The sequence below is a fragment of the Rhodococcus sp. Leaf278 genome (assembly GCF_001426085.1).
In the GTDB taxonomy this organism is placed as follows: domain Bacteria; phylum Actinomycetota; class Actinomycetes; order Mycobacteriales; family Mycobacteriaceae; genus Rhodococcoides.
Map to the genome: position 1 here is coordinate 37,462 of NZ_LMRR01000015.1, position 22,524 is coordinate 59,985.

Annotated in this window: 23 protein-coding genes and 1 pseudogene; 7 read left to right on the forward strand and 17 right to left on the reverse strand. The window is 63.6% G+C overall.

Annotation, left to right across the window (positions count from 1 at the left end):
* The first annotated feature begins 233 nt into the window (after positions 1–233).
* Entirely contained in the window at positions 234–1,112 is an 879-nt protein-coding gene (locus ASG84_RS28225; RefSeq protein ID WP_235581686.1) for an AraC family transcriptional regulator, read from the forward strand.
* Here ASG84_RS28225 and ASG84_RS15730 read toward each other — a convergent pair.
* Entirely contained in the window at positions 1,092–2,297 is a 1,206-nt protein-coding gene (locus ASG84_RS15730) for an MFS transporter (RefSeq protein WP_057477981.1), read from the reverse strand. The two genes, ASG84_RS28225 and ASG84_RS15730, sit on opposite strands and share 21 nt — an antisense overlap.
* 186 nt (positions 2,298–2,483) lie before the next feature.
* On the opposite strand from ASG84_RS15730, the gene ASG84_RS15735 reads away from it, so the two are divergent.
* On the forward strand, positions 2,484–3,086 hold the full coding sequence (locus tag ASG84_RS15735) for a hypothetical protein (RefSeq protein WP_156399550.1): 603 nt from the start codon (positions 2,484–2,486) through the stop codon (positions 3,084–3,086).
* Between the two features lie 29 nt (positions 3,087–3,115).
* On the opposite strand, the gene ASG84_RS15740 is transcribed toward ASG84_RS15735, so the two are convergent.
* The 6 genes from ASG84_RS15740 to ASG84_RS15765 form a co-directional block, all read right to left on the reverse strand.
* On the reverse strand, positions 3,116–3,394 hold the full coding sequence (locus ASG84_RS15740) for a hypothetical protein (RefSeq protein ID WP_327213078.1): 279 nt from the start codon (positions 3,392–3,394) through the stop codon (positions 3,116–3,118).
* A gap of 111 nt (positions 3,395–3,505) precedes the next feature.
* A complete protein-coding gene (locus tag ASG84_RS15745) occupies positions 3,506–4,012 on the reverse strand; it encodes a nuclear transport factor 2 family protein (RefSeq protein WP_057477984.1) in 507 nt (168 codons plus the stop codon).
* The gene (locus tag ASG84_RS15750) at positions 4,012–4,794 is read right to left on the reverse strand and encodes an SDR family NAD(P)-dependent oxidoreductase (RefSeq protein ID WP_057477985.1); all 783 of its coding nucleotides are present in this window, start codon (positions 4,792–4,794) and stop codon (positions 4,012–4,014) included. The genes ASG84_RS15745 and ASG84_RS15750 overlap by 1 nt, the downstream gene beginning before the upstream one ends.
* Positions 4,795–4,805: 11 nt before the next feature.
* Positions 4,806–6,137 carry an MFS transporter gene (locus ASG84_RS15755; RefSeq protein ID WP_057477986.1) on the reverse strand — a complete coding sequence of 444 codons (1,332 nt, stop codon included), beginning with the start codon at positions 6,135–6,137 and terminating at the stop codon, positions 4,806–4,808.
* Positions 6,138–6,161: 24 nt separating this feature from the next.
* Positions 6,162–7,598 carry an FAD-dependent oxidoreductase gene (locus ASG84_RS15760; protein WP_057478006.1) on the reverse strand — a complete coding sequence of 479 codons (1,437 nt, stop codon included), beginning with the start codon at positions 7,596–7,598 and terminating at the stop codon, positions 6,162–6,164.
* A complete protein-coding gene (locus ASG84_RS15765; protein WP_442970963.1) occupies positions 7,591–8,415 on the reverse strand; it encodes an SDR family NAD(P)-dependent oxidoreductase in 825 nt (274 codons plus the stop codon). Before ASG84_RS15765 ends, ASG84_RS15760 begins: the two co-directional genes overlap by 8 nt.
* Before the next feature lie 217 nt (positions 8,416–8,632).
* On the opposite strand from ASG84_RS15765, the gene ASG84_RS15770 reads away from it, so the two are divergent.
* The gene (locus ASG84_RS15770) at positions 8,633–9,295 is read left to right on the forward strand and encodes an IclR family transcriptional regulator (RefSeq protein ID WP_200936604.1); all 663 of its coding nucleotides are present in this window, start codon (positions 8,633–8,635) and stop codon (positions 9,293–9,295) included.
* Between the two features lie 19 nt (positions 9,296–9,314).
* Here the strand turns inward: ASG84_RS15770 and ASG84_RS15775 are convergent, their stop codons facing one another.
* On the reverse strand, positions 9,315–9,734 hold the full coding sequence (locus ASG84_RS15775) for a nuclear transport factor 2 family protein (protein WP_057477988.1): 420 nt from the start codon (positions 9,732–9,734) through the stop codon (positions 9,315–9,317).
* A gap of 148 nt (positions 9,735–9,882) precedes the next feature.
* Between ASG84_RS15775 and ASG84_RS15780 the strand changes: the two genes are divergently transcribed.
* Positions 9,883–10,680, forward strand: a complete 798-nt coding sequence (locus ASG84_RS15780; protein ID WP_057477989.1) for an endonuclease/exonuclease/phosphatase family protein — start codon at positions 9,883–9,885, stop codon at positions 10,678–10,680.
* Positions 10,681–10,710: 30 nt separating this feature from the next.
* On the opposite strand, the gene ASG84_RS15785 is transcribed toward ASG84_RS15780, so the two are convergent.
* Positions 10,711–11,016 carry a hypothetical protein gene (locus ASG84_RS15785; RefSeq protein WP_057477990.1) on the reverse strand — a complete coding sequence of 102 codons (306 nt, stop codon included), beginning with the start codon at positions 11,014–11,016 and terminating at the stop codon, positions 10,711–10,713.
* Between the two features lie 117 nt (positions 11,017–11,133).
* Here ASG84_RS15785 and ASG84_RS15790 point away from each other — a divergent pair, with 117 nt between their 5' ends.
* Positions 11,134–12,510 (forward strand): cytochrome P450, encoded by a 1,377-nt coding sequence (locus ASG84_RS15790; RefSeq protein WP_057477991.1) that lies wholly within the window; start codon positions 11,134–11,136, stop codon positions 12,508–12,510.
* On the opposite strand, the gene ASG84_RS15795 is transcribed toward ASG84_RS15790, so the two are convergent.
* Together ASG84_RS15795 and ASG84_RS15800 are read right to left on the reverse strand one after the other, a co-directional pair.
* Entirely contained in the window at positions 12,489–13,838 is a 1,350-nt protein-coding gene (locus tag ASG84_RS15795; protein WP_057477992.1) for an MFS transporter, read from the reverse strand. The genes ASG84_RS15790 and ASG84_RS15795 overlap by 22 nt on opposite strands.
* On the reverse strand, positions 13,835–15,061 hold the full coding sequence (locus ASG84_RS15800; RefSeq protein WP_057477993.1) for a M20 metallopeptidase family protein: 1,227 nt from the start codon (positions 15,059–15,061) through the stop codon (positions 13,835–13,837). The genes ASG84_RS15795 and ASG84_RS15800 overlap by 4 nt, the downstream gene beginning before the upstream one ends.
* A 128-nt stretch (positions 15,062–15,189) precedes the next feature.
* On the opposite strand from ASG84_RS15800, the gene ASG84_RS15805 reads away from it, so the two are divergent.
* Both ASG84_RS15805 and ASG84_RS15810 read left to right on the forward strand, forming a co-directional pair.
* Positions 15,190–16,230: an Lrp/AsnC family transcriptional regulator gene (locus ASG84_RS15805; protein ID WP_057477994.1), complete on the forward strand. Its 1,041-nt coding sequence runs from the start codon at positions 15,190–15,192 to the stop codon at positions 16,228–16,230.
* Positions 16,231–16,397: 167 nt separating this feature from the next.
* Entirely contained in the window at positions 16,398–17,273 is an 876-nt protein-coding gene (locus tag ASG84_RS15810; RefSeq protein WP_057477995.1) for a bifunctional methylenetetrahydrofolate dehydrogenase/methenyltetrahydrofolate cyclohydrolase, read from the forward strand.
* On the opposite strand, the gene ASG84_RS15815 is transcribed toward ASG84_RS15810, so the two are convergent.
* The 6 genes and pseudogenes from ASG84_RS15815 to ASG84_RS15840 all read right to left on the reverse strand — a co-directional run.
* Entirely contained in the window at positions 17,243–18,046 is an 804-nt protein-coding gene (locus ASG84_RS15815; RefSeq protein WP_057477996.1) for an IclR family transcriptional regulator, read from the reverse strand. The two genes, ASG84_RS15810 and ASG84_RS15815, sit on opposite strands and share 31 nt — an antisense overlap.
* Positions 18,047–18,105: 59 nt before the next feature.
* Positions 18,106–18,798 carry a GntR family transcriptional regulator gene (locus tag ASG84_RS15820; protein WP_082521023.1) on the reverse strand — a complete coding sequence of 231 codons (693 nt, stop codon included), beginning with the start codon at positions 18,796–18,798 and terminating at the stop codon, positions 18,106–18,108.
* Positions 18,799–18,840: 42 nt separating this feature from the next.
* Positions 18,841–19,992 (reverse strand): aromatic ring-hydroxylating oxygenase subunit alpha, encoded by a 1,152-nt coding sequence (locus ASG84_RS15825; protein WP_200936600.1) that lies wholly within the window; start codon positions 19,990–19,992, stop codon positions 18,841–18,843.
* 94 nt (positions 19,993–20,086) lie between these two features.
* Entirely contained in the window at positions 20,087–21,250 is a 1,164-nt protein-coding gene (locus ASG84_RS15830; RefSeq protein WP_200936601.1) for an NAD(P)/FAD-dependent oxidoreductase, read from the reverse strand.
* Complete coding sequence (locus ASG84_RS15835) at positions 21,247–21,609, reverse strand: bifunctional 3-phenylpropionate/cinnamic acid dioxygenase ferredoxin subunit (RefSeq protein ID WP_057477997.1); 363 nt, start codon at positions 21,607–21,609, stop codon at positions 21,247–21,249. Before ASG84_RS15835 ends, ASG84_RS15830 begins: the two co-directional genes overlap by 4 nt.
* 462 nt (positions 21,610–22,071) lie before the next feature.
* Positions 22,072–22,524: pseudogene (locus tag ASG84_RS15840) on the reverse strand (zinc-binding dehydrogenase); the annotation flags it as partial.

Here is a 22,524-nt window from a genome sequence, read left to right on the forward strand (position 1 = left end):
CATGCCCAGTACCCACCACCGCAACGGTCATCTGCGCCAACCACTTTGGCCGAGTTCCCGGCTGAGAACCAGATCCCACTCAGGCGCAGTGCCGAACGGACGAACAACGTGGTAAGTCGGACAATTTTCGAATGAGGCGGCCACTTCGCTGCGATCGGACGTTGTCCTCTGGGTCCGACCACACGGGTTTCAGGGGGCGGAATACCAGGCGTCGCCGCGGTGCTGATTGCGGCATGACAGTCGTCAACGACACCCCTCGGCGGCAGGCGGTCAATCGCGCGCTCTCGGCGTTGGAGTGGACCCTGGTCGAGTCGGATCGCGTCGAGCTCGATGCAGGAAACGCGATCGAGCGGTCGGACGGTCCCGCCGGATTCATCTTCGTCACGACTGGGGTGGCGACGCTCTGGGTCGGCGATCGCGACGGGATCGAGGTAGCCGCGGGGGATCTGGTGTTCTTCCCGCGAGTTCACCGCTACCGGATCCGTGCGCAGGCGCGGTCATCAGCGGTACGAGTGAGCATGGTGCCGGCGGTGAGCGGACGCACCACGGTGGACACGCTGCCCGCGGCCATGGTCGTGCACCGGTTCTCCCATCACGAGCCGCAGGTGATCGCCCTGATCGAGGGCATGCGTGCTGGTTGGGCGTCGAGTGATTCGGCGAGACTGGGGGATTCGGTCATTTGCAGTCGGATCGGCACGATGGTCGCCTCGGTGGCCGTCCGGCGGTGGTTCGAGCTCGGCTGCGCGGAAGCCGGCTGGCTCCGGCAGGTCCAGGACCCCCATATAAGCAGGGCGGTCGACGAACTCCATCGTGACCTGGGTCGGGCCTGGACGGTAGACGACCTTGCTCGCGTGGCTGCGATGTCACGGTCGGCTTTCGCGGTGCGGTTCCGTGACCTACTCGGACGGCCCCCTGTCGCCTATCTGGCCGCAGCACGCATCGAGTTGGCCAAGCAGATGCTGGCGCACGATCATGTCACCGTCACCGAGATTTCGCGCCGGCTGGGTTACGGCTCCGACGCAGGATTCAGCCGCGCATTCCAGCGCCACGAGGGAGCTTCGCCTGCGCGGTGGCGGGCGGCACGCCGACAATCACGCGACCACCTCGTCTGACAGCTTTGTAGCCGACAGGCGGGCTGTGCTGAAGATGATCGCGCCGGCCAAGGCAGTAGTCGCGGCTATGAGGACCGCTACCCGGATGCCCGCACTGTCCACGAGCAGGCCGCCGGCACCGGCACCCATGGTGATTGCGAGCTGGAACCCGGCAACGACCAGCCCGCCGCCAGCCTCCAGGCGGTCTCCCGCGCCCCGGGCCATCCAGGTGGACACGACCGTCAGCCATGCACCGAAGGCGAATCCCCAGGCGGCGACCGCTACGGCGACAACCGCGACCTGACCAGGAAAGATTCCCAGGCCCGCGATGCCGCCGGACATCAAAAGAGGCACCGCCAGTCGCAGGACAGCGAGGTGACGGTCGATCAGCACTCCCACGACGAGATTGCCGACGAAGCCTCCTATCCCGAACACGATCAGCAGAACGGCCGCGCCGGTCGAGCCGAGCGACGGTGACAGATCCAGTGCGGAGCGAATGTAGGTGAAGGCGGCGAAGTGACCCAGCACCACCAGGACGTGTCCGACCAGTCCCCAGGCGACACCGGGAATGGCGAGGGCCAGGCCGAGGCCACGGAGACCGGCCGCCGCACCGGGTGTGACGGGAGGGAGGACGAGTCGCACCGCGACCGCCACGATGGCGGTGAGCGCCGCGGCACCCAGAAAGACGCTGCGCCAGTCCAGGACCGACCCGAGATAGAGGCCCAAGGGCACTCCCGCGACGGTTGCGAGGGTGGTACCGGTGTTGACGGCCATGACGGCGCGACCCAGGTGCTCCGGTGCGCTCAGACGGGCGGCGACAGCCAGCGACATCGCCCAGAATCCGCCTATCGCGGCCCCGAGGAGTAGGCGTGCCAGGAGAAGGGTCAGCAGGTTGGGTGCCAGGGCGACGGCAACGTTCGAGACCGTGGCACCGACCACCAGCCAGACCAGGAGAGAGCGCCGGTCGAGACGCGGGAAGATGACGGCGACCGTCGGTGCGGTGAGCAGCCCGACGAACGCGGTCACGGTTACGGCTTGCCCCGCCTGACCTTCGGTGACGCCAAGGGATGCGGCCATGGACGGCAGCAGGCTCGGGGGGAGGAACTCGGCGGTCACCAGCACGAAGCTCGTCGCCATCATCGCTATCACTGCCCACCAGGCAGTGCGGGTTCGCAGTGGTGGGGCCGCGTCGGCCTGTGTCGTCATGTGACCAGCTTGACGGCCCGATGCAGTCGGCGCATGACCGTGCGTCCACCGCACCTGATCGTCCGTCTACATCGAGACCGAAGCCGATGCCCTGCCTGAGGCCGGAGGCAATCCGTGCTGCGATCAGCCAGCCGTACGCGCGGTCCCGGACGGTGAGGGTCGTCGTCGGCAGTGGACACTGGCAGGGTGGCAAATCCAGGTGACCCGAAGTCGGTGTGGTCCACAGTGGCGGTGATCGTCGGCACCGTGGCAGCCGGCGTCGTAGTCGCCGGTCTACTCCACGATCCCCAACCCGCCGCCGTGTCGATACCCGGCTGTGAGGAGGTCGTCCAGCCCGAGGACATGCAGAGAATCAATTACGCAATTGTCGGACCTGATTCTGTCCCCGTGGGGTTCGACGCAGCGGCCAAATCCGCCGCCTTGATTCAGGCACTGCCCGCTGGAACCACGGTCGTGCCCGATGCGATGTTCCCACCGCTGACCTTCGACACCTTCGACACCGGCGCCACTGCGTACGGGCGAATCGCGCTGGGCGGGGCCGTGGGCGACCTGGACGTGATGCTGTCGACATCGGACCAGCCCGCAGGGCCGTGTTTCGCGGGGTCCGTCGATGAGCGTCGCACACTGAATGACGGCACCGTCGTCGATGTCAGGTCATCCGAAAAAGGAAGTCGCGTAGAGGTATACGCGACCGACGGCAGCCATGTCGATGTATCCGCCGACCCCGTGTTGACGGTCCAGCAAGTGACCGACATTGCGATGACTCCTGGGCTCCGCGAGAACAACTGAATCAACCGCCGGCCGCGAATGTCCTGAGATCACATGGACGATGCCGCGAATGTCAGAAACACGATGAACAGTCCGATACCACCGAGCGCCGCACCGATCACCGCCTCCCGGCCGTTGGACGCGTCGCCCTCGACCGCGCGGCCGAGACCGATCCAGCCACTGATCACCGCGACCAGTCCGGCCGGGATGGTGACGAAGTCTCCGACGAAGGGCACGAATGCGCAGACCACCGCCACGATGCCCGCCACCAACGCCAGGCTTCCGGCACCGTCGCGGAACATCGACTGAGATGGGGACTTACGTTTCACCGAGTCTCCAATCGAGTGCAGCGTGAACGCGCCACTCGAGCCTCGAGTGCAGGTCGAAGATGACGCCGCCTCCATAGTAGATACTCAACGGATTTTAGCGTCGGCAACGTGTCACATGCTGTTTCGGGCCCTACGAGCGAATACCGGGTCGGCCTGGGAACGGCGGGAGGTGATCCAAGACGGGTCCAGCACGTTTTCGACAGTGGTGCACAGGGACTCGTCGAACACGACTACTCGATCCGCTATCCGCCACTCGTTGTCCCGTCTTTCGAAGCGGTCCACGTATCGGCATTTCACGGTCGTCAAGACGTGCGTCGACGATGCGATCTCGGGTTCTTGCCGCAAGAAGCACAGGCAATAGGACTCGACCTCGGCCACCTGTTCGGAAGGTTCCAGATCGATGATGACGTTGGTTATGAAGTGCATCGAGCTGTCGATGGTTCGATGACGAAGCTCGATGTCCTCGATCAAACCGTCGATCGTGCCGACATAGCCCCCGTGGTTGTCGACGGCGTCAGGGAAATAGCATCTTCTCAGGCTCTCGAAGTCCTTGCGGTCCACCGCCCGGGCGTATCGATACAGCACCTCGGTGATCGCCGCTCGGTCTTCACCCGACATCAGCAACCAGCTTTCAACTCGTTGGTGATGCGGTGGTAGATCCCGCCGGAGGTCAGGCCACCGTCGACGACGATCTCTGTGCCGGTGATGTACCGCGATGAATCCGACAGTAGGAACGCGACCGATTCTGCGATTTCCTCGGCGTCGGCGACACGTCCCGCGGGTACCGACTGTAGGCTTTTTTCCACGAAAGCCGTTGAGCCGGAATGCAGTAACGGTGTGTCGACCAGGCCGGGGTGGATCGAATTGACTCGAACTCCGTACTCGGCAAATTCGAGTGCTCCTACCTTCGACAGTCCACGCACTCCCCATTTACTGGCGCCGTATCCTGCCGCGAAGTAGCCGAGCATTCCGGCGATGGACGACACGTTGACGATCGAACCACCACCACCCCGTTTGAGAAGTGGCGCACAAGCTTTCATTCCAAAGAACACTGAGCTCAGATTGATGTTCATGACGCGGTGCCAGTCCGCGACGGTCGTGTCCTCGATGCCCGCTCGGTGACTGACACCGGCGTTGTTGACCAGTCCGTCGAGGTCACCATCCGATGACTCGATGGATCTCGCCAGTGCCGTCCACGAGTCCGGTGCGGTGACATCGAGCTGGTAGAACTCTGCTCGACCGCCCGAATCGAGGATGTTCTTCACCACCGCTTCGCCTGTGGCCTCCGAGATATCGGTGACCCACACCTTGGCTCCCTGGGCCGCCAGCATTTCCGATTCGACTCGGCCCATGCCGCTGCCTGCGCCGGTGACCACGATCGTCTTGTTCTCGAAGTTCATGCGAGGGCCTCTCACTCTGTCTTCAGTTCGGTCCCCTTCGTCTCGGTCACGAAGAAGACCGTGGCGAAGGTGATGACGGCGCAGAAGACGAAGTAGCCAGCGGGTGCGAGCGGATTTCCGGTGAGGGAGATCAGGTACGTGGCAATGAAAGGTGCTGTGCCGCCGAGCAACATGTTCGTGGTGTTGTTGCCCAGAGCCAGCCCTGTGTACCGCACCGAGGTCTTGAGCATTTCCACGTAGGTCACGTACGAGGCACCGTTGACGACGGACACCGCGATGAACAACACCGACTGCCCGACGACGGCCTGCCACAGCGTGCCGCCGGCCATCATCATGAACATCGGGACACCGAGAACGATGGCAGCGAAGCTGCCCGCGAACAGGACGGGCTTCCGGCCGTACCTGTCGGCCATGTAGCCCGAAACAGGCAGGGTGATCACTCCCAGAACCAACGCGAGCGAGGTCGACAGAAATGCAGCTTGCGAGGTTTGGCCGCCCTCGGTCTTGAGATACGTGGCCGCATAAACCGACGCGATGTAGTACCCGCCCGTAATCAGTGCGCCGAGCATGATGATCTTGACGACGCTTCCACCCGAGGTGCTGAGTAGTTCGGAGATGGGGAGCTTCTTCGTTTCACCCTTGTCCTCGAGTTCCTTGAATTCGGGGGTGTCATCGAGTCGGCTTCGGATCCAGATGCCGACGCCGCCGATTACGAGGCTGAGCAGGAACGGGATTCGCCATGCCCAGGAGAGAATCTGCTCGTCGGTGAACACGGAGTTCAGCGCCAGTGCGCACAGCGAGGCAAGCAACGATCCGATGTAGGTTCCGGTGTTGACCATCGACGTCTGGGTCGCACGCCACCGCGTCGGTGCGGACTCGGAGACAAACGCGTTCGCGCCTCCGAGCTCACCACCCGCAGCGAATCCCTGTAGGCATCTGCACAGCACGAGAACCGAGGTGGCCCACACTCCCAGAGTGACGTATGTCGGGAGTAATCCGATTCCGGCGGTGGCAACCACCATCAGCAGGATGGTCCAAGACAGGGCATTCTTGCGGCCGTACTTGTCGCCTATGTGTCCGAAGAAGATTCCGCCCGGAACGCGAAGGAAAAAGGCAACGGCGAACGCCGCGAATGTGCCGAGAAGGGCTGCCGTCGGATCGTCGGAGACGAAGAAGAGTGCGGCGATGGTGGTGGCCATGTAGCCGTAGATGCCGAAGTCGTAGTACTCGACGACGGTTCCGACGACAGCAGCCCGGATTACTGTCAGAGGAGATTGTTTCGGGTTGGTGCTGGGGGCTCGTGCATCCGACTCGGGCTGCACGGCGCGATCGTTGGTAGTCATCGGTGTCCTCGAGGTCGGGGGTGGTCAGGCCGTTAGTGGTTGTGCATCGACGGTGTGAAGGGCGGCGTTTCGACCGGCAATTCGGCCCATGGTGAGAGCATTGGCGACAGCGTTACCGCCACCGACGTATCGCTGTCCGAGAACTCCCGCGCCTGCCTCGCCTGCAGCGAACAGGCCAGGCACGCGGGTGCCGCGTGTTGTCAGCACGGCGGAGTCAGAATCGATCTCCAAACCTGCATGCGTGCAAACCAATTCGGCAGGAAGGATTCGTGCGGCATAGAAGGGGGCGGTCTCCATGGGTTCGGGATTCGACGTACTGCCCTTGTTGGCGAGTGTCCGATGGCGCAGAAAGTCGGGATCCTCGCCGTGGGGCATGTGCGCATTCCATCGCTCGACCGTGGAATCGAGGGCCGCGGCGGGCACTGCCATGAGTTCGGCCAACTCCGCGATAGAGGATGCGCGAAGTGTCCGGCCGGCGTCTGCTTCGTCCTCGATACGATCGGGTGCCCAATCGGCATATCCCGCAGGCAGATTCTGTCGAGCGTTGTCGTCGAAGATCATCCAGGCGGAGCCACCCTGACCGTCGATGATTCCGGTCGAGACCGCGTACGAGGCGTCCTCGTCCATGAATCGACGTCCCGCGGCATTCACGTGAATACGTGATTTCGGGGGAAATCCCGATTGCCAGTGGTGGTAGCGCTGAAAGTAGACGGTGGGCAGCATGAGCCCCCACCCGTGACCTGCCAAGGACGCGTCCACCGACGGCGCGAAGCGAAGGTGGTCGCCGCGGCTGCCCTCGGCAGCAACGACGAAGAGAGCGGATCCGGCCCGGTTGGCAGCTGGAAAATGAATATCGACCAGCTCGGGATCCCGAGCGAAACCACCCGAGGCCACCACGACTGCCGCAGAACGGAGTTCGACATCATCGGCGACGACTCCCATGACCCGATCGTTCTCGGTGAGTAGTGCTTGCACTCGGGTGTCGAAAACGACCTCGATTCCGTGCCTGCGGCGGGCGGCGTCCAAAACCTGAACGAGGCCGTACCCCTGGTCCTTCGGAACGTGACCCCTCCAGACGTCCTCGACGCCCGCCTGACTCAGGCCTGGCTGGTGTGCGTTGCCGGAAGTCCTTGCTGGGATGTCCAATCCGAGTTCGATCAGCCACTCCAGAGTGGGTCCTGCCTGCTCACAGAAAGTTCTGATCAGGCCGGGTTTGAGCATCCACTGATTGAGATCCATGTAGTGCTGGAAGTACTTCTCTGCGCTGTCGTCTATTCCGAGGGCGCGTTGCACACTTGTCGCTGCAGCGGTGAACAATCCGGCCGACAGCGCCGTCGATCCACCCAGTTCCTTGCGCGCCTCGAAAAGAATGACGGACGCACCGTTCTCGGCTGCAGTGACTGCCGCGGCAAGCCCCGCGCCGCCGCCGCCGATGACGATGACGTCGTAGTCGTCAGACATGTCGCGACCCGCCGTCCACTGCAATACTGTGCCCGGTCACGTAGCGAGCACTGTCCGACAGTAGGAAGAGGAGCGGCCCGAAGACTTCCTCCGGTGCGCCGAGTCGATGCAGGGGAACGGAATCGAGTGCCTTGGCCAGCGCTTCGGGATCTTCCTGCACCCACCGGGTCATCTCGGTGTCGATGTAGCCAGGTGCAATGGAGTTGACCCGAATGCCCACATCTCCGAACTCGACGGCAAGGGATTCCGTCAGGTGGGCAACGGCCGCTTTGGAGGTGCAGTAGGCACCGCGGCCCTTGCGGACGCGAAGAGCGGATACCGAGGACATATTGACGATCACGCCGCCTTCGCGCATATGGCGACCTGCTGCTTGCGAACCGAACAGAACGCCTTCGACATTCACGCTGAGCGTGGCACCTATCTGCTCGGGGGTGATGTCCGCGGCGTATGCGAACGGGAAGATCCCCGCGTTGTTGATCCAGAAGTCGATCCGCCCGAATTCGGCCAGCGCAGTTCGGGCGAGTGCCTCGTGATCATCGGCGACGGTGACGTCGGCTCGAGCGCCGATGATCGTTCCGGGTTGCTCGACCAGCGAGTCTGTCGTCAGCTCCGTGTTGAGTTGCTCCGCTGTTTCCTTCATTCGAGCGTCGTTGATATCGGCACCGACGACATGTACGCCGCGCGCCGCAAGTCCCTTCGCGAACACCGCTCCCATTCCCTGTGCGGCCCCGGTGACAACAGCAACCTTGCCCGGCAGTTCGGGGTAGACCGCAGTCATCGTGCGATCGACGACGCGTCCGTGATTGGGGTTGTTCATGGCGTTCTCCTCGTGCGAAAGATCGTGATCGGGCCTGCGAAGCGGTCCGAGGGGACAGCTTGCGGCGATTGAGCCAGTGTGCGATAATCGCACGCAGTGTGCGATTCACGTCGAACTGTAGGTGGTCCACCTCACACTCGTCAATAGGGGGCGCTTCATGACCGACACGGATCCACGCCGCATGGATGGCAGTCACTCCGTGGTCATCGATTCTGGGATGTCCAAAACGCTGCACCACGGCCTCGCCGTGCTCGAGCTATTGGCCGAACATCCGAACGGCTTGTCGATCACCGAAATCGCCGACGGAATCGGTGTGCACCGCACCGTTGCACACCGGCTGGTTCGCACGCTCGAGGCTCATCATCTGTGCCGGCGAGACGACTTCAAGCGCATTTCGCTGGGGGCCGGGCTGGTGGCGCTCGCCGAACCCGTCGAGCAAGATCTGCGAACCGTGGCGCGCCCCGTTCTCGAAGAACTAGCGGATCAGCTGGGAGCGACCGTCCATCTCGTCGTTCGCGAAAATTCAACGGAGGTCAGGGCTTTGATGGTTGTGGAGCCCCGAGGCGCGAAGGTGCACGTTGCGTTCCGTGGGGGGCAGGTCGATCCGATCGACCGAGGATCTGCCGGCCTGGCAATGCTTGCATCCTTGCCCCCGGCGGATGGCGAACGTGCAGAAGTGACGAGGGCACGACGCGTCGGATACGCGGTCACCCACGGTGAAGTCATTCCATCGGTCGGCGGAGTGTCCGCCGTGGTGCCGGGTCGCCGCGGAGACGCCATGGCGAGTGTGGGTGCGTCGGTGTTCGAGATCGACGACGAAGGCGAACTCGGTGCGGCCGTCGTCGCTGCGGCGGCGCGGTTGGGGCGTTTGCTTCGATAGCCGGTGCTCAGGGGTCGTGTCAGGCGTCGTCGCGAGACACGGTCCTGTGCTGGATACACCACCGATCATCTACTCGTACAACATGATCCCGGACCGACGTGAATCGGACGAGCCGGGTCTCGCCGCCACGCGGTGTTGCCATGATCTGGAGGTAGCAGTCGACTGTCAGTTCGTCGACGCTCACGAGATCGACGGAAATATTCGTGATGACGTGCCGACGCCTCTCGTTCGCTTCGGCCGCGCTGTCGACGAAGCGTTGGGCAAAGGCGGTCAGGTGGTCGCGACCGACCTCGGGTTCGGGGTAACTGGGCGAATCGAAGATGCCGTCTGCGGTGAATGTCTCTGCCCAGTCCGTCGCGCGTCCGGAATCGATTGCGTGGCTTTGCCTGCCGTACAGGAGTTGAATCTCGGCAACGGTTGTCGCGTCTGGATCGGGCATCGACGTCTCCTTCGGTGCGCTATTCGCACGGATAGTGCGCGTTGCCGATGACGTTACGTCCGGTCCGTCCGGCAGTCGAGTCAGGGGTCCACTCGTCGCAACCGAAAATGAAGCGCGCGAGTCACGCCGCGTCTGCCATTATCGTGCGGTGAAGATCATCTCGATCAATGCATGGGGCGGTGCCATGTACGACGAACTCGTGGGATGGCTGAAATCCGTTGATGCCGAGGTCATTTGTCTTCAGGAAGTCACGCGAACTCCAAACCGATCGGGTTGGGCGACTTTCGCCGACGGTGAGCGCACTCTGCCGCAGCGGCTCAATTTGTTCGACGACGTGTCCGCCGCGCTGCCCGGCTACACGCCGTATTTCGTCGCCAACGACGCCGGACCTGTCACCGACGCCGACGGCGTCGAACTGAGACAGGACTTCGGGATTGCGACCTGGGTGCGTGAGGACTGTCCCGTCGTCGGACTCGACGCGCGGTTCGTGCATTCACGGTTCGTCGATCACACGAAGTGGAACGTGGACGACCGTCCACGAGCCGCGTTGACGGTGACCGTTCGCGATCGCGTCGGCGACAGGTTCGTCTCCGTCATCCAACTACACGGTCTGCGTGATCCAGCCGGCAAGAACGACAGTCCCATTCGGCTGGAGCAGGCTCAGAAGATGGTGGAGATCGTCGACCATGTTCGGCCGTCGAGCGACGTCATCGTGCTCTGCGGCGACCTGAACCTGCTGCCGTCGAGCACGACATTCACACTGCTGGCCGAGCACGGAATGACCGACCTGGTGGGAGAAGCCGACACGCGAGGGTCCAGTTATACGAAACGAATTCGAAGCGCCAGCTATCTGTTGGTGTCCGATCCGACTGCAGTTCGAAGTTTCGAGATCGTTGTGAAACCAGAGGTGTCCGACCACCGAGCACTTGCCTTGGATCTCGCATAGCGGGAGATACAGATCCGAAGGCCCGCGCGCTCACATCTCGAACTGCACTCGAGCAATGTGGTCACAGACCTCGGCGATTCGGGCGCGGTGAACATTGTGTTCGGCATCGAGGTCGTAGACGCGGTAGCTGTCGGCGTCGAGCCAGTCGTTGGTGATCGCGAAGCTCCAACCGCCCTCACGCAGTGCGAGATCGATGCCGCTGTGGTGCATGAGCAGGCCGGGCAGGTTCAACGCCGCGATTCCGGCGAGACCGTCCCCAAGTTGTGCTGCATCTGCATCGGCCTGATCGGAATCGGTCGAGGCACGGAGGCGTCCGACAACCACGTTGCGAATCATGGGTTCCAGTATCGACGAAATACTCTCTCCGATCCTCCTTGCGTCGCTCGACCCGCGATTAAGCTGGCTGGAGCAGCCGAGTGGCGGCCGGAGTGATTGTCGAGGAGCCGTGATGACGTGAGCTCGGTGTTCGCGCAGCGCTCCAGTTACCTTCGGCAGGGGATCGACTTCGAGGGTGGGGTGCTGCCACTATCGGCCGAGTTCAGGGTCTCCGGTGCCATCGAACACAAATTGACCCGTGATCATCTTTTCATCGGCGACGGCACCTCGGATTTCATCGGCACGTGGCGGGGCAGTCGCGTGCAATTGTATGCGGTCTCCCGTCGGGCAATCGATGCGATAGTCAACCCCAAGGTCGTGGGCGTTCACATCGATCGAGACACTGCCGCACGCCATTCGTTCGGACAGCTGAGTCCGGAGGCCATCACGTTCGCGTCGTCGACGCGAGCAGACTTCAAGGAACGCAAGAGAAACCTGGTCGTGGCGACCGGTTCGGGCAACGCGCTCGGCGTCACCGTGCGTGCGCTGGATCGCCATTCAACGGTCGACTTCGGAGAGAGCGGTCTCGACTTGCGTCCGGTCGTGACGGTCTGTGTCCGCGAGGCAGTGGCCGAGGCCGTGTGGGGCGAGGCGGCGTTCGCGCCGGTCCGGTACCTCGACCGGGAGGGACGCGAGTGCAGCCTCCCGTTCGCCGAGGCGCTGTACGAGAACTTTCTGCGGTTGCGGAAGTTCGCGAACACCTACGCGATGAGGGTCGAGCCGAGGCTGCAACACCTGCCGTTGACGCGAGAGCAACGCCTGATGCGTGCGAATACGCGTGCGCTGCAGCATCACATGCTGCAGATGTCCTCTGAATCAAAGAATTCGACCGTCGCGGGTCACCTGGCGCGGCTGCACAGTGTTTCCGGGTTCTCTGCCGGCGTCATCCGCGACGATGCCGCCACCTCGTTCGTGGCCGCCGTGGACACCACCCGGACCGCGGTGCTAGCGACCCTGAAACATGTTTTGGCTCCAGCAAATTCGACCTGGAAGAATCGGATCAGTTCGATTTCCCCGGAACTCGCGGGCGCGTCGGCGGTCGTGCGTGCGTGTGTGATGGAAGCGTTGCGGGTGGACACCCCAGGATCGGTGTTCAACGGCCGAGTCACCGAGGATTTCGATCTGAAGGTCGGTGACCGCGTGGTACGGCTACATCGAAATACGTTGATAATGCCGAATATTCATGCCGTTCATGCCCTCAGCGGCTTGATGTTCGACCCTGCACGACTACTGAACGTGCATGGGGCGGTGATGGATTCAGCACAGGTGATGCCTTTCGGCAAGGGGCCGAGATCGTGCCCGGGGAAGTCCTTCGCGTTGTCGATGATCGCCGTGCTCGTCACCGAATTCCTGCGAAAGTACCCGAACGCTCGCGTCGACCCGACGCAGCACGACAATCGCTATCCGATTCATACTGCGTCCGAGCACGGCCTCTACGTCGAACTAGGCGGCTGACCGGTGGCCGCTGTCGGTTCGGTCGCAGTCAGGTCCCGCTTTCCCGTCTCGGGGATGGTGATCAGGGCGGTGATGGACACGGCCAGCAACGCGAGTGTGTACCACTGGAACAGCTCCGGCGAACCACGATCGGCGAAGAACGTCTGCACGTATGCGGCGGTCCCACCGAAGGCTGCGACGGCAATCGAGTACGGCACACCCACGCCGGCTGCTCGCATACCCGTGGGAAACAACTCGGCCATCATTGCGGGCATAACGGCGAGGATCGCTCCGATGGCGCACAGGGCGATGGACATGGCGAGGAACAATGACACTGCGGTCGAGCCGACGAGTGCTTCCAGCGGGAACAACAACACCGCGATACCGATAGTTCCGATGTAGAGCACCGGCTTTCGCCCGATTCGGTCCGAGATCGCACCCCACACGGGTAGAGACGCGACCAACACGATGTTGGCCCCCACACCTGCCCATAAAGCGCCCGACGGATCGATTCCGCGGACAGCAATCGCATAGGCCGGTGCCGATACGGCCCAGACGTAATAGAAGACCGTGCCGCCGACACTGAAGAACAGCACCTGCAGGATCTGCCGGCGATGGGTCGAAAACTGCTCGCGCATCGAAACCTCGGCCTGTGGGTCGCCGGACTTCTCGAACACCTCGGTTTCGGCCATCCGCGAGCGCATCCACAGGACGAACAAACCGAGCACTCCGCCCAGCAGGAACGGCAGGCGCCAGCCCCAATTCGTCATCTGCGCGCTGCTCAATGTGGTCGTCAGCAAAGCCCCCATCAATGTTCCCGCCACGACTCCGGACGTGTTGGATACGTAGATCACGCTCGACCACAGACCTCGCCTGGAGGGAGGTGCGTATTCGATGATGTACGTCTGAGCCGAGGGAAGCTCGCCGCCGTGGGCCACTCCTTGTACCAACCGCGCCACCACCAGAACGACGGCAGCAGCAGCGCCGATCGTCTGGTGTGTCGGAGTCAGGCCGATGACGAGGCTACCCACGGACGCCAATGCCACAGCCAGTGTCATCGACAGTTTGCGGCCGCGTCGATCGGACAACCAACCGAAGAGCAGACCGCCGAAGGGGCGCGCGACGAAGCCGACGGCAAAGACGCCGAAGGATGCCAACAGATCCGACACGGCGGAGCCGGTGTGAAAGAACTGCGGTGCGAAGAAGGCCGCAAAGATCGCGTACACGGTCCAGTCGAAGTACTCGATACCGTTGCCGGCACCGACTCCCACAATGGCTTTGAACTTCTCCCGACGTTCGCGTCGTCGGGTTGGATCGGACGTGAACGAGGTGGTTGTGCTGTCGGTCATCGGGCATCTCTTTCGGGTGAAGGGGTGTGGTCGAGTCGAGCGATGGCCAGGCCGGCATAGACGGTCGCGGCGTCGGCGAGCACGGAGTCGTCGAATTCGGCTCGCGGGGAATGGTTCATGGGAGCGGCTGCGGGATCGTTGTGAGGCATACACGCGCCGAGCCCGATGAAAGCCCCGGGCACTTCCTGCAACACGTACGAGAAGTCCTCCGAGCCCGAAAGGGGATGTGCCGCAGTCTCGTAGCGGTCCTCGCCGAGTAGATTCGCGACGGTCGCCGCTCCGAAACCCGTCTCGTCGATGTCGTTGACGGTCATCGGGAATTCGGCCGTCACCTCGATGTCGACACCGACGCGATGAGCGGCTGCGACACCTTCCAGAACGCGCCGCAGCGCCGTGGGCACTGCGTCGTAGGTGCGCGCCGAGTAGCACCGCACCGTGGCCTCGAACGTTGCATCGTCGGGAATGATGTTGTGCCGCATACCAGCCCGCACGCGTGCGACCGTGACCACCACGGGGTCGAAGACATCGAACGTCCGGGTCACCATCGTCTGCATCGAAGTGATCATCTCGGCCATCGCGGTTACTGGGTCACGTGCGGTGGAGGGCGACGACCCGTGGCCGCCTTCGCCTCGCACGGTGACAGAGAGCTTGTAGGACGCGGCGAGCAGTGTTCCGGGGCGAGAGAAGAACGTTCCGTTGCGTTGTTGCGAGGAAAAGACGTGCAGTCCGTAGGCGGCGTCGGCTCGCCGGCCCGATGCGTCGAGCACGCCCTCGTCGATCATCCTGGCGGCACCGTCCCAGCCTTCCTCGCCGGGTTGGAACATCAGCACGACGTCTCCTGCGAGGTGGTCCCGATGCCGCGACAGCAACTGCGCCGCGCCGACCAGTGCGGCGGTGTGGAGGTCGTGACCGCATCCGTGCATCGCGCCGTTCTGTGCGGCGAAGTCGAGGCCGGTCTGTTCGACGACCGGCAATGCATCCATGTCTGCGCGGAGCAGCACGGTGGATGCCGCAGTTCCGGTAACGCCCGTGCCGCGCAGGACGGCGGTCACCGAGGTGGTGGCCTTACCGGTGTGAATTTCGAGTGGAAGCCCGGCCAGGGCGTCGAGCACCATATCCTGCGTGCGAGGCAGGTCGAGGCCGACCTCGGGAATGCGGTGGAGGGAGCGTCTGAGCTGCACCAGATCGCCTGCCATGGCGTTGGCGTCGTCGAGGAGGTTCATTGCGCACCTTTGTGTCAGCGGTCTTGTTCGGGTCAGACTGTGTCGGTGGTCATAGTGTGGAGTCGGCTGATCGGCGCGCGAGAATTTTCGTCGGATTCGATCATCTGCGACGAGAAAGCAGGTGTTATGTGCGCGAAGTGCTGACAGAATCCGAGCTTGCGCTCATCCATGCCCTTCAAGTAACACCTCGAGCCTCGTGGTCCGATCTCGCGCCCATTCTCGGGACCACCGCGGCAACGCTGGCTCGTCGATGGCAGTCGATCACGGAGCGGGGACTGGCATGGATCACCGCGTATCCCGCGCCGCTGACCGGAAGTGGGTCGATCACCGCGATCATCGAGGTGAACTGTGGTCGAGCGGATTCGGCCGACCTCGTCGACGCGTTGGTTCGAGACCCTCGGGTGGTCTCGATCGAGCATGCCGCGCGGGGTCGAGATCTGGTGTTGACGGTGCAGACGTCGACGCTCGACGAGTTGTCGGGCCTGGTGTTGGACGAGCTACCCGGTTTCGCCACTGTGCAGTCGACCCAGACGCACACCTGTACCGCGCTGCATGTGGAGGGGAGTCGCTGGCGGCTCGATTCCCTTGACAGCACTCAGTTGTCCGCCATTGCTGCGCTCGGTCGTGTGGGAGACAAACCCGGGTCTACCAGGCCGGAAAGCTTGACCGACGCCGTAGCGCGTTCTCTCGTCGGTGAGCTGACCGGAAACGGTCGGGCGTCGGCACCCGAGATCGCGTCGGCTCTGGGGCGGCCCGCGTCGTCCGTCCGTCGTCAGCTGGCGGCGCTGTTGCGATCGCGAGCGGTGGTGCTGCGCTGCGAGGTTGCCCAGGAGGCGACGCGATGGCCGATCACCGTCACGTGGTGGTGTCGCCTGCCGGTGCAGGCGCATCACGAGGTTGTGGAGATCCTTCGTGCGCGTCCGGAATTGCGACTGTGTATGTCGCTCACCGGTCCGGCGAATTTCCTTGTCAGCATGTGGGTGTCGTCTGTGCCGGACATTCTGCGATTGCAGGACTGGCTCGAGCAACGAGCGCCCGATCTCGACGTCCTCGAATCGTCGGTGACCCTGCGCTCACGTAAGCGGATGGGCTGGGAACTGCGGGCAGACGGACGGGCGACGGGGTTCGTCACCTCCCTCGGCGGGTCGTCCTGGACGCTACCGGGCTGAGCGCACCGACTTCGTGCGCGCCCGGTCGACCGGCCGCATCGGTTCCAGTGGCTCCATGGTCCGACCCTCCCACGCGGCCTCTTGACCCATGAGCGAACCAAGCCGTACCCTGACCGGCAGTTGATATATCAGCTCTGCAGCGGCCGGCCGAACCGAGGAACCACAGTATGACCACAGCGCTCAAGATCGACGGAACGGCCGTCAGCGCGATCGTCAAGGACGATCTGCGACACCGAGTCGACCTGCTCTTACAGCAGGGAATCCGACCCGGTCTCGGCACGATTCTGGTGGGTGACGATCCGGGTAGCCGTTCCTACGTCGCGGCCAAGCATCGCGACTGCGCCGAAGTAGGGCTGCATTCGATCCAGGTGCGGTTGCCTGCGACCGCGAGCCAGCACGAGATCGAAGATGCAGTGCGCGCGCTCAACGACGACCCCGAGTGCACCGGTTTCATCGTCCAGTTGCCACTTCCCCCGCACATCGATACCCACCGGGTGATCGAGCTGATCGATCCTCGCAAGGATGCCGACGGGCTGCACCCGACCAATCTGGGTCGGCTCGTGCTCGGCATGGACGGGCCGTTACCGTGTACGCCGCGCGGGATATTGGAACTGCTTCGCCACCATGATGTTCCGATCACCGGCGCACGCTTCTGCATCATCGGGTGCGGCATCACCGTCGGGCGTCCGCTCGGGTTGATGCTGACGCGTCGCAGTGAGCACGCGACGGTCACGATGTGTCACGAAGCAACCGTGGACACCGCTGCGCATACTCGGGCCGCCGATGTTGTCATCGCCGCCGCGGGTGTTGCGCATCTGGTGCAACCGGATTGGATCAGTGCTGGGGCAACGGTGCTGTCGGTGGGAATCACCCGCACCGTCGAGGGCATTCTCGGTGACGTGCACCCCGGCGTCGAGCAGATCGCGGGGCGGCTCAGTGGTGCAACAGGTGGCGTCGGTCCGATGACGCGGGCCATGTTGCTGACGAACGTGGTGGAGTGTGCCGAAGTCGCTCAGGCAGAGGGAATGAAGGACTCGCGGTAGCCCATCTTCTCGCTGATCTCGGCGGTAGCGGCGAGCACGTCCGGGACTATGGCTCGCATTCGAGTTTCGTCGAAGCGATACACCGGACCGGAGACGCTCAGCGCCGCCGTCGTTTTGCCGGTGTAGTCGAGAACCGGAGCTGCGATGGCATTGAGTCCGGTCTCGTACTCTTCGACGACCACTGCATACCCGAGAGATGCAGCGGCGTCGAGTTCGGCCGTCAGACCGGCCTTGGTGGTGAGGGTGTGCTCGGTGTAGCGGCTGAGGTCGAGCGAATCGACGACCGCCCTACGGGTGTCGGTGTCCAGTGCGGCGAGCAACACCTTGCCGCTTGCGGTGGCGTGCAGGGGAGTCTGTTCCCCGATCCAGTTGTGAGTGCCGACCGAACTGGGACCGCGAGCCTGATCCAGATGGATGGCCGTATTGGCCCGCAGCACAGCGATATTCACTGTCTCACCGAGCTTGCCGGCCAGGCGTTCGCAGACGGCATGGCCGTACTCGGTGATCTCCAGGCGTTCGGGTACGGCGGCGGCGAGTCGCAGCACTCCGAGGCTGAGCCGGTATTTACCGCGATTGTGCGTCTGCATCACCATGTCGTGTTCTTCGAGCGACGCGAGCAGCCTCGATACCGTGGACTTGTGCACACCGATCTCGGTGGCGATGGCGCTGACGCCGGCTTCCCCGAGCCGGGCCACGACCTCGAGCACCCGAAAAGCGCGGTCGACAGATTGGACGCCACCCTCCGAGGCACGGGTCGAATCGTCGCTGGACACTCTCTGGACTATACGGAACCGGACACCTACCTGGTGGGACGCCCCTCGGGCACGGACGCCTAGATGACGGCGCGAACCGCGTCGTCGAACTCGGTCACATGGGCGCGGGCAATCACTGCTGCGTCCTCGGCATCTCCGGCCGCGATCGCTCGGAGCAGCACGGTGTGGGTACCCACGTGATCGGCGAGCGGGGGCAGTCGATCCATGAACAACCAGAAGATCCGTGTGGCCAAATTGTTGTAGCGAATCAAGGCATCTTCGAGAACCGGGTTCGCCGCCAGCCGATATACGGTGCGGTGTACCTCGGCGTCCCAGTTGATCAAGTCGTGCTGGCTCGGCGGTGTCGCCTCGAACCCCTCGGTGCGGTCGGCCATGCCCAACAGAACTTGGCGTTGGGTCGCCGTTGCCGCGGTGGCGGCCTTGGACGCGGCCAACGGTTCGAGGCGCTGACGAATCTCGGAGATGTCGCCCAGGTCGGCGACGTCGATAGAGGTTGCGAAGGTGCCACGGCGGGCGTGTGAGATGACCAGACGCTCGTATTCGAGCCGCTTCAGCGCTTCCCGCACCGGAGTGCGTCCGACGCCCAGCTCGGCGGACAACGCCGATTCGACGACGGCTTCACCCGGCTTGATGGCCAGCATGATGAGCTTGTCGCGGATTGCCGAGTAGGCGACGTCCGCCATGGTCGCCCCCGGTTCGCCCGGCACCCCCGACGAGCCGGGGGTGCTGGACGACGCGACCTCGACACTCATGGTCACCGATCCTATCGGCACCGAGAGCGGGGCAAGTTTCGGTCAGGACTCGATGCGGTCTTTCAGCCAGTCGTGGAAGATGCCGATGTGGTGTTCGCTGCCCACCAACACTCCGCCGTCGCGGTACTTGCGCGAACTCATGGCAGGTTGGCATCGCTCACACGCCTCGAAGTCCTGCAGGTTGACGCGGTGGAACAGCTCGACCGATTTCTGCAGATCCCGTCCCGAAGCAAGGACACCGGGCAGATACAGCCAATCGCATTCGACCAGAGTGTGATCGGCGGCGAGCGGATACATCCGGTGGATGATCACGTGATCCGGGACGAGGTTGACGAACACCTGCGGCCGGACGGTGATGGCGTAGTAGCGACGGTCCTGATCGGGTGAGATGCCGGGAATCGCGTCGTGTCCTGCGGTGCCGTCGAGTGTGAATCCTTGCACTGATTCACCGAATTCGGCTCCGTGGCCGACGTAGTACTGGGCGGCGTAGCCGTCGGCGAATTCCGGTAGAACCTCGGTCAGCTCGGGGTGAATGGTGGCGCAGTGGTAGCACTCCATGAAATTCTCGATGATGAGCTTCCAATTGGCCTTGACGTCGTAGCTCACGCGTCTGCCGAGACCGAGGTCCTCGATCTTGTAGCGATCGATCGACTCGACATCACCGAGTCGGTCGCGGATGTCCTGCACCACGGTGGTGTCGAACGACGCCGGATTCTCGCTGAGATTGACCCAGACGTATCCGAGCCATTCTTCGACCGATACCGACGACAGGCCGTAGCGCACCCGGTCGATGTCGGGCATCTTGGTGAGATTCGGTGCCGCGATGAGCTTTCCGTCGAGGTCGTACGTCCACGCGTGGTACGGACACTGGAACGATCGCTTGACCTCGCCCTTGTCTTCCATGCAGATTCGCGCGCCGCGGTGGGCACACACGTTCAGGTAGGCCTTGATGGCACCGGTTCGGGTGCGCGTGACGATGACGCTTTCGCGGCCGATCTGCACGGTACGGAAGGCACCGGGCTTGTCCAGATCCGCGGCACGGACAGCGCAGATCCACAGCTCCTCGAAGATCTTCTCCTGCTCCAGCTCGAAGATGGCCGGGTCGGTGTAATAGCGGCCGGGGAGCGTGGAGATCAGACTCTCGGGGAGGGGAAGGGACGTTGCGGGCGGCGTGGTGTCGGGAATGGTGGTCAAGGGGTCCTCCGTACGTGGCCGATCTTGTGGATCGGTGACGAGACGTCAACTGGGATAGTGGAATACGACGGGTGGAACAGCAGCCTGGGTGTGGTCAGACCGCTCGGACGGGAGCCGAGAGCTGACGCCGCCAGCGGGTGAACAACCGAACCTGATTGACACCGAGTACGCCGACCGGGAGTCCATCGGCTCGGTAAACGGCGAGGAAGCTCCCGAGCTCGGGAGAACCCTCTTCGATGGTGCATTCACTGTCCGGTCCGGCGGTGCCGGCGAACTGAATACGTGACCCGTACTGGTCGGACCAGAAGTACGGAGGCTTGACGTGTTGGCCGCCGTAACTACCCGAAAGCAGGGTGGCCACTGCGACGGTGGGCCGTTCGGATGCCCCGGCCCAATGCTCGACGCGCCGATGGGCACCGGTCGAATCGAGCCATGCAGCGCAGTCGCCGACGGCAACCACTCCGGGCACGGCCGTCGCGCCGCCGCCGTCACACAGGATTCCGTTGCCGAGAGCGAGTCCGCTGGTGCCGAGCCAATCGATGTTCGGGATCCCGCCGATACCGACGACCACGACGTCGGCGTCGAGAATTCGGCCGTCCGCGAGCCGAACGCCTGTCACTCGGTCGGTTCCGGTCAGGCCGTCGACGGCGATTCCGCAGATCAAGGTGGTGCCGTTGTCGCGGTGCAGGTTGCCCACCGCGCTACCGAGTCGTGCGCCGAGCGGCCCGGCGAGCGGTGACGGGGCGGCTTCGACGACGGTGACGTCGAGTCCCAGTTTCCTTGCAGTGGAGGCTACTTCGGCTCCGATGAAGCCGGCTCCGATGACGACCAGACGCGCGCCCGGCGTGAGTTCTGCGCGCAGCCGGTCGGCGTCGTCGATCGTACGCAACACGTGCACACCGGCGAGGTGATCGGTGCCGGGAAGTGATCGCGCGCGCGAGCCGGTAGCGAGGACGACGCCGTCGGAGGTCAGCTCGGAACCGTCGTCGAGGGTGACGGTGCGACGCGATGGATCGAGCGCGGTGGCGCTACGTCCCAGAATCCAGGTGGCGTCGAGGTTCTCGTCGTCGGGCTCGAGTGCGAGCGTGCTCGCGTCCACGTCGCCGGCGAGGTACTCCTTCGACAGGGGAGGACGGTCGTACGGGCGGTGGCTCTCCGCACCGACGACGGTGACCGAGCCGTCGAACCCGGCCGCCCGCAGGGCGCGCGCCGAGCAGAGGCCGGCCAGAGAAGCTCCGACGATGGTGACGCTCTTCATGAATGTCCCTCGGCGGCCAGGCGGCTACGGACGTCGGGAGGAAGGTTGGGGGCAGCGGTGCTGAGCTCGACGTAGATCACGCCGTCGTCGACGACGACGGTGTGAGTGCGAACCGGCAGTTTCGCAGGGGGCGCGTCGACGGCACCGGTGCGCAGGTCGAAGGTGGACGCGTGCAGCGGGCATTCGACCGCGCACCCTTCCAGCCATCCGTCCGCGAGCGACGCGTCCTGATGCGTACAGGTGTCATCGATCGCGAACAGCTCACCGTCCTCGGTGTGGAACACCGCGACGGGAGGGGTGGTGTCGACGCGCACAGCTTCGCCGCCCGGAAGGTCGGCCAAGGGACACACCTTGAGCATTCGGATCCTTTCTGTATCGCTATGCGGAACACGTCTTACTTCCCGCAACAACAGTGTGAACATCGACACGAGATCGTGTCAATAGGTGGCGGCACTTTTCACCCCCGCGAAACATGACGTAACTCGATTCGGACAAAACCGTAGTTTGGACCAGCTGAACAGGTGTTTAGCGCGTGCAAGGACTCGATCTTGCGGTGAGGTTCGACCGCCGTCCCGCGGTGCACGGAGGGCCGATAAGCCTGTGCGCAGCACCGAGTGTCCGCTACCGATGAGTACAGAAATCGTTTCTTGGTATATCAGCGGGCTCGGCTGGCGCGAGCAATCCATTATTCGAGGTGTGGTGCGTCGTTGCCGATCAGACTCACAGGACCACGACCGAACGCAGCACGGTGCCCTGATGCATCTTGTCGAACGCGGCCTCGACGTCGTCGATGCCGATGCGTTCGGAGACGAACTTCTCGNCGCAGCACGGTGCCCTGATGCATCTTGTCGAACGCGGCCTCGACGTCGTCGATGCCGATGCGTTCGGAGACGAACTTCTCGAGCGGCAACCGGCCCTGCTGATACAGATCCACCAACTGCGGGAAGTCGCGTTCGGGCAGGCAGTCGCCGTACCAGGACGACTTCAGTGATCCGCCGCGGGAGAAGAAATCGATGAGCGGCATCTCGAGGGTCATCTCCGGGGTCGGCACCCCGACGAGGACCACGGTGCCGGCCAGATCACGGGCGTAGAAGGCCTGCTTCCACGTTTCCGGTCGGCCGACGGCGTCGATGACGACATCGGCACCGAACCCGCCGGTCAACTCCTGAATGGCCTCGACCGCGTCGACGGCGGAGGCGTCGACGGTGTGGGTGGCACCGAGGTCGAGAGCCCAGTCGAGTTTTCCTTTGTCGCGGTCGACGGCGATGATCGTC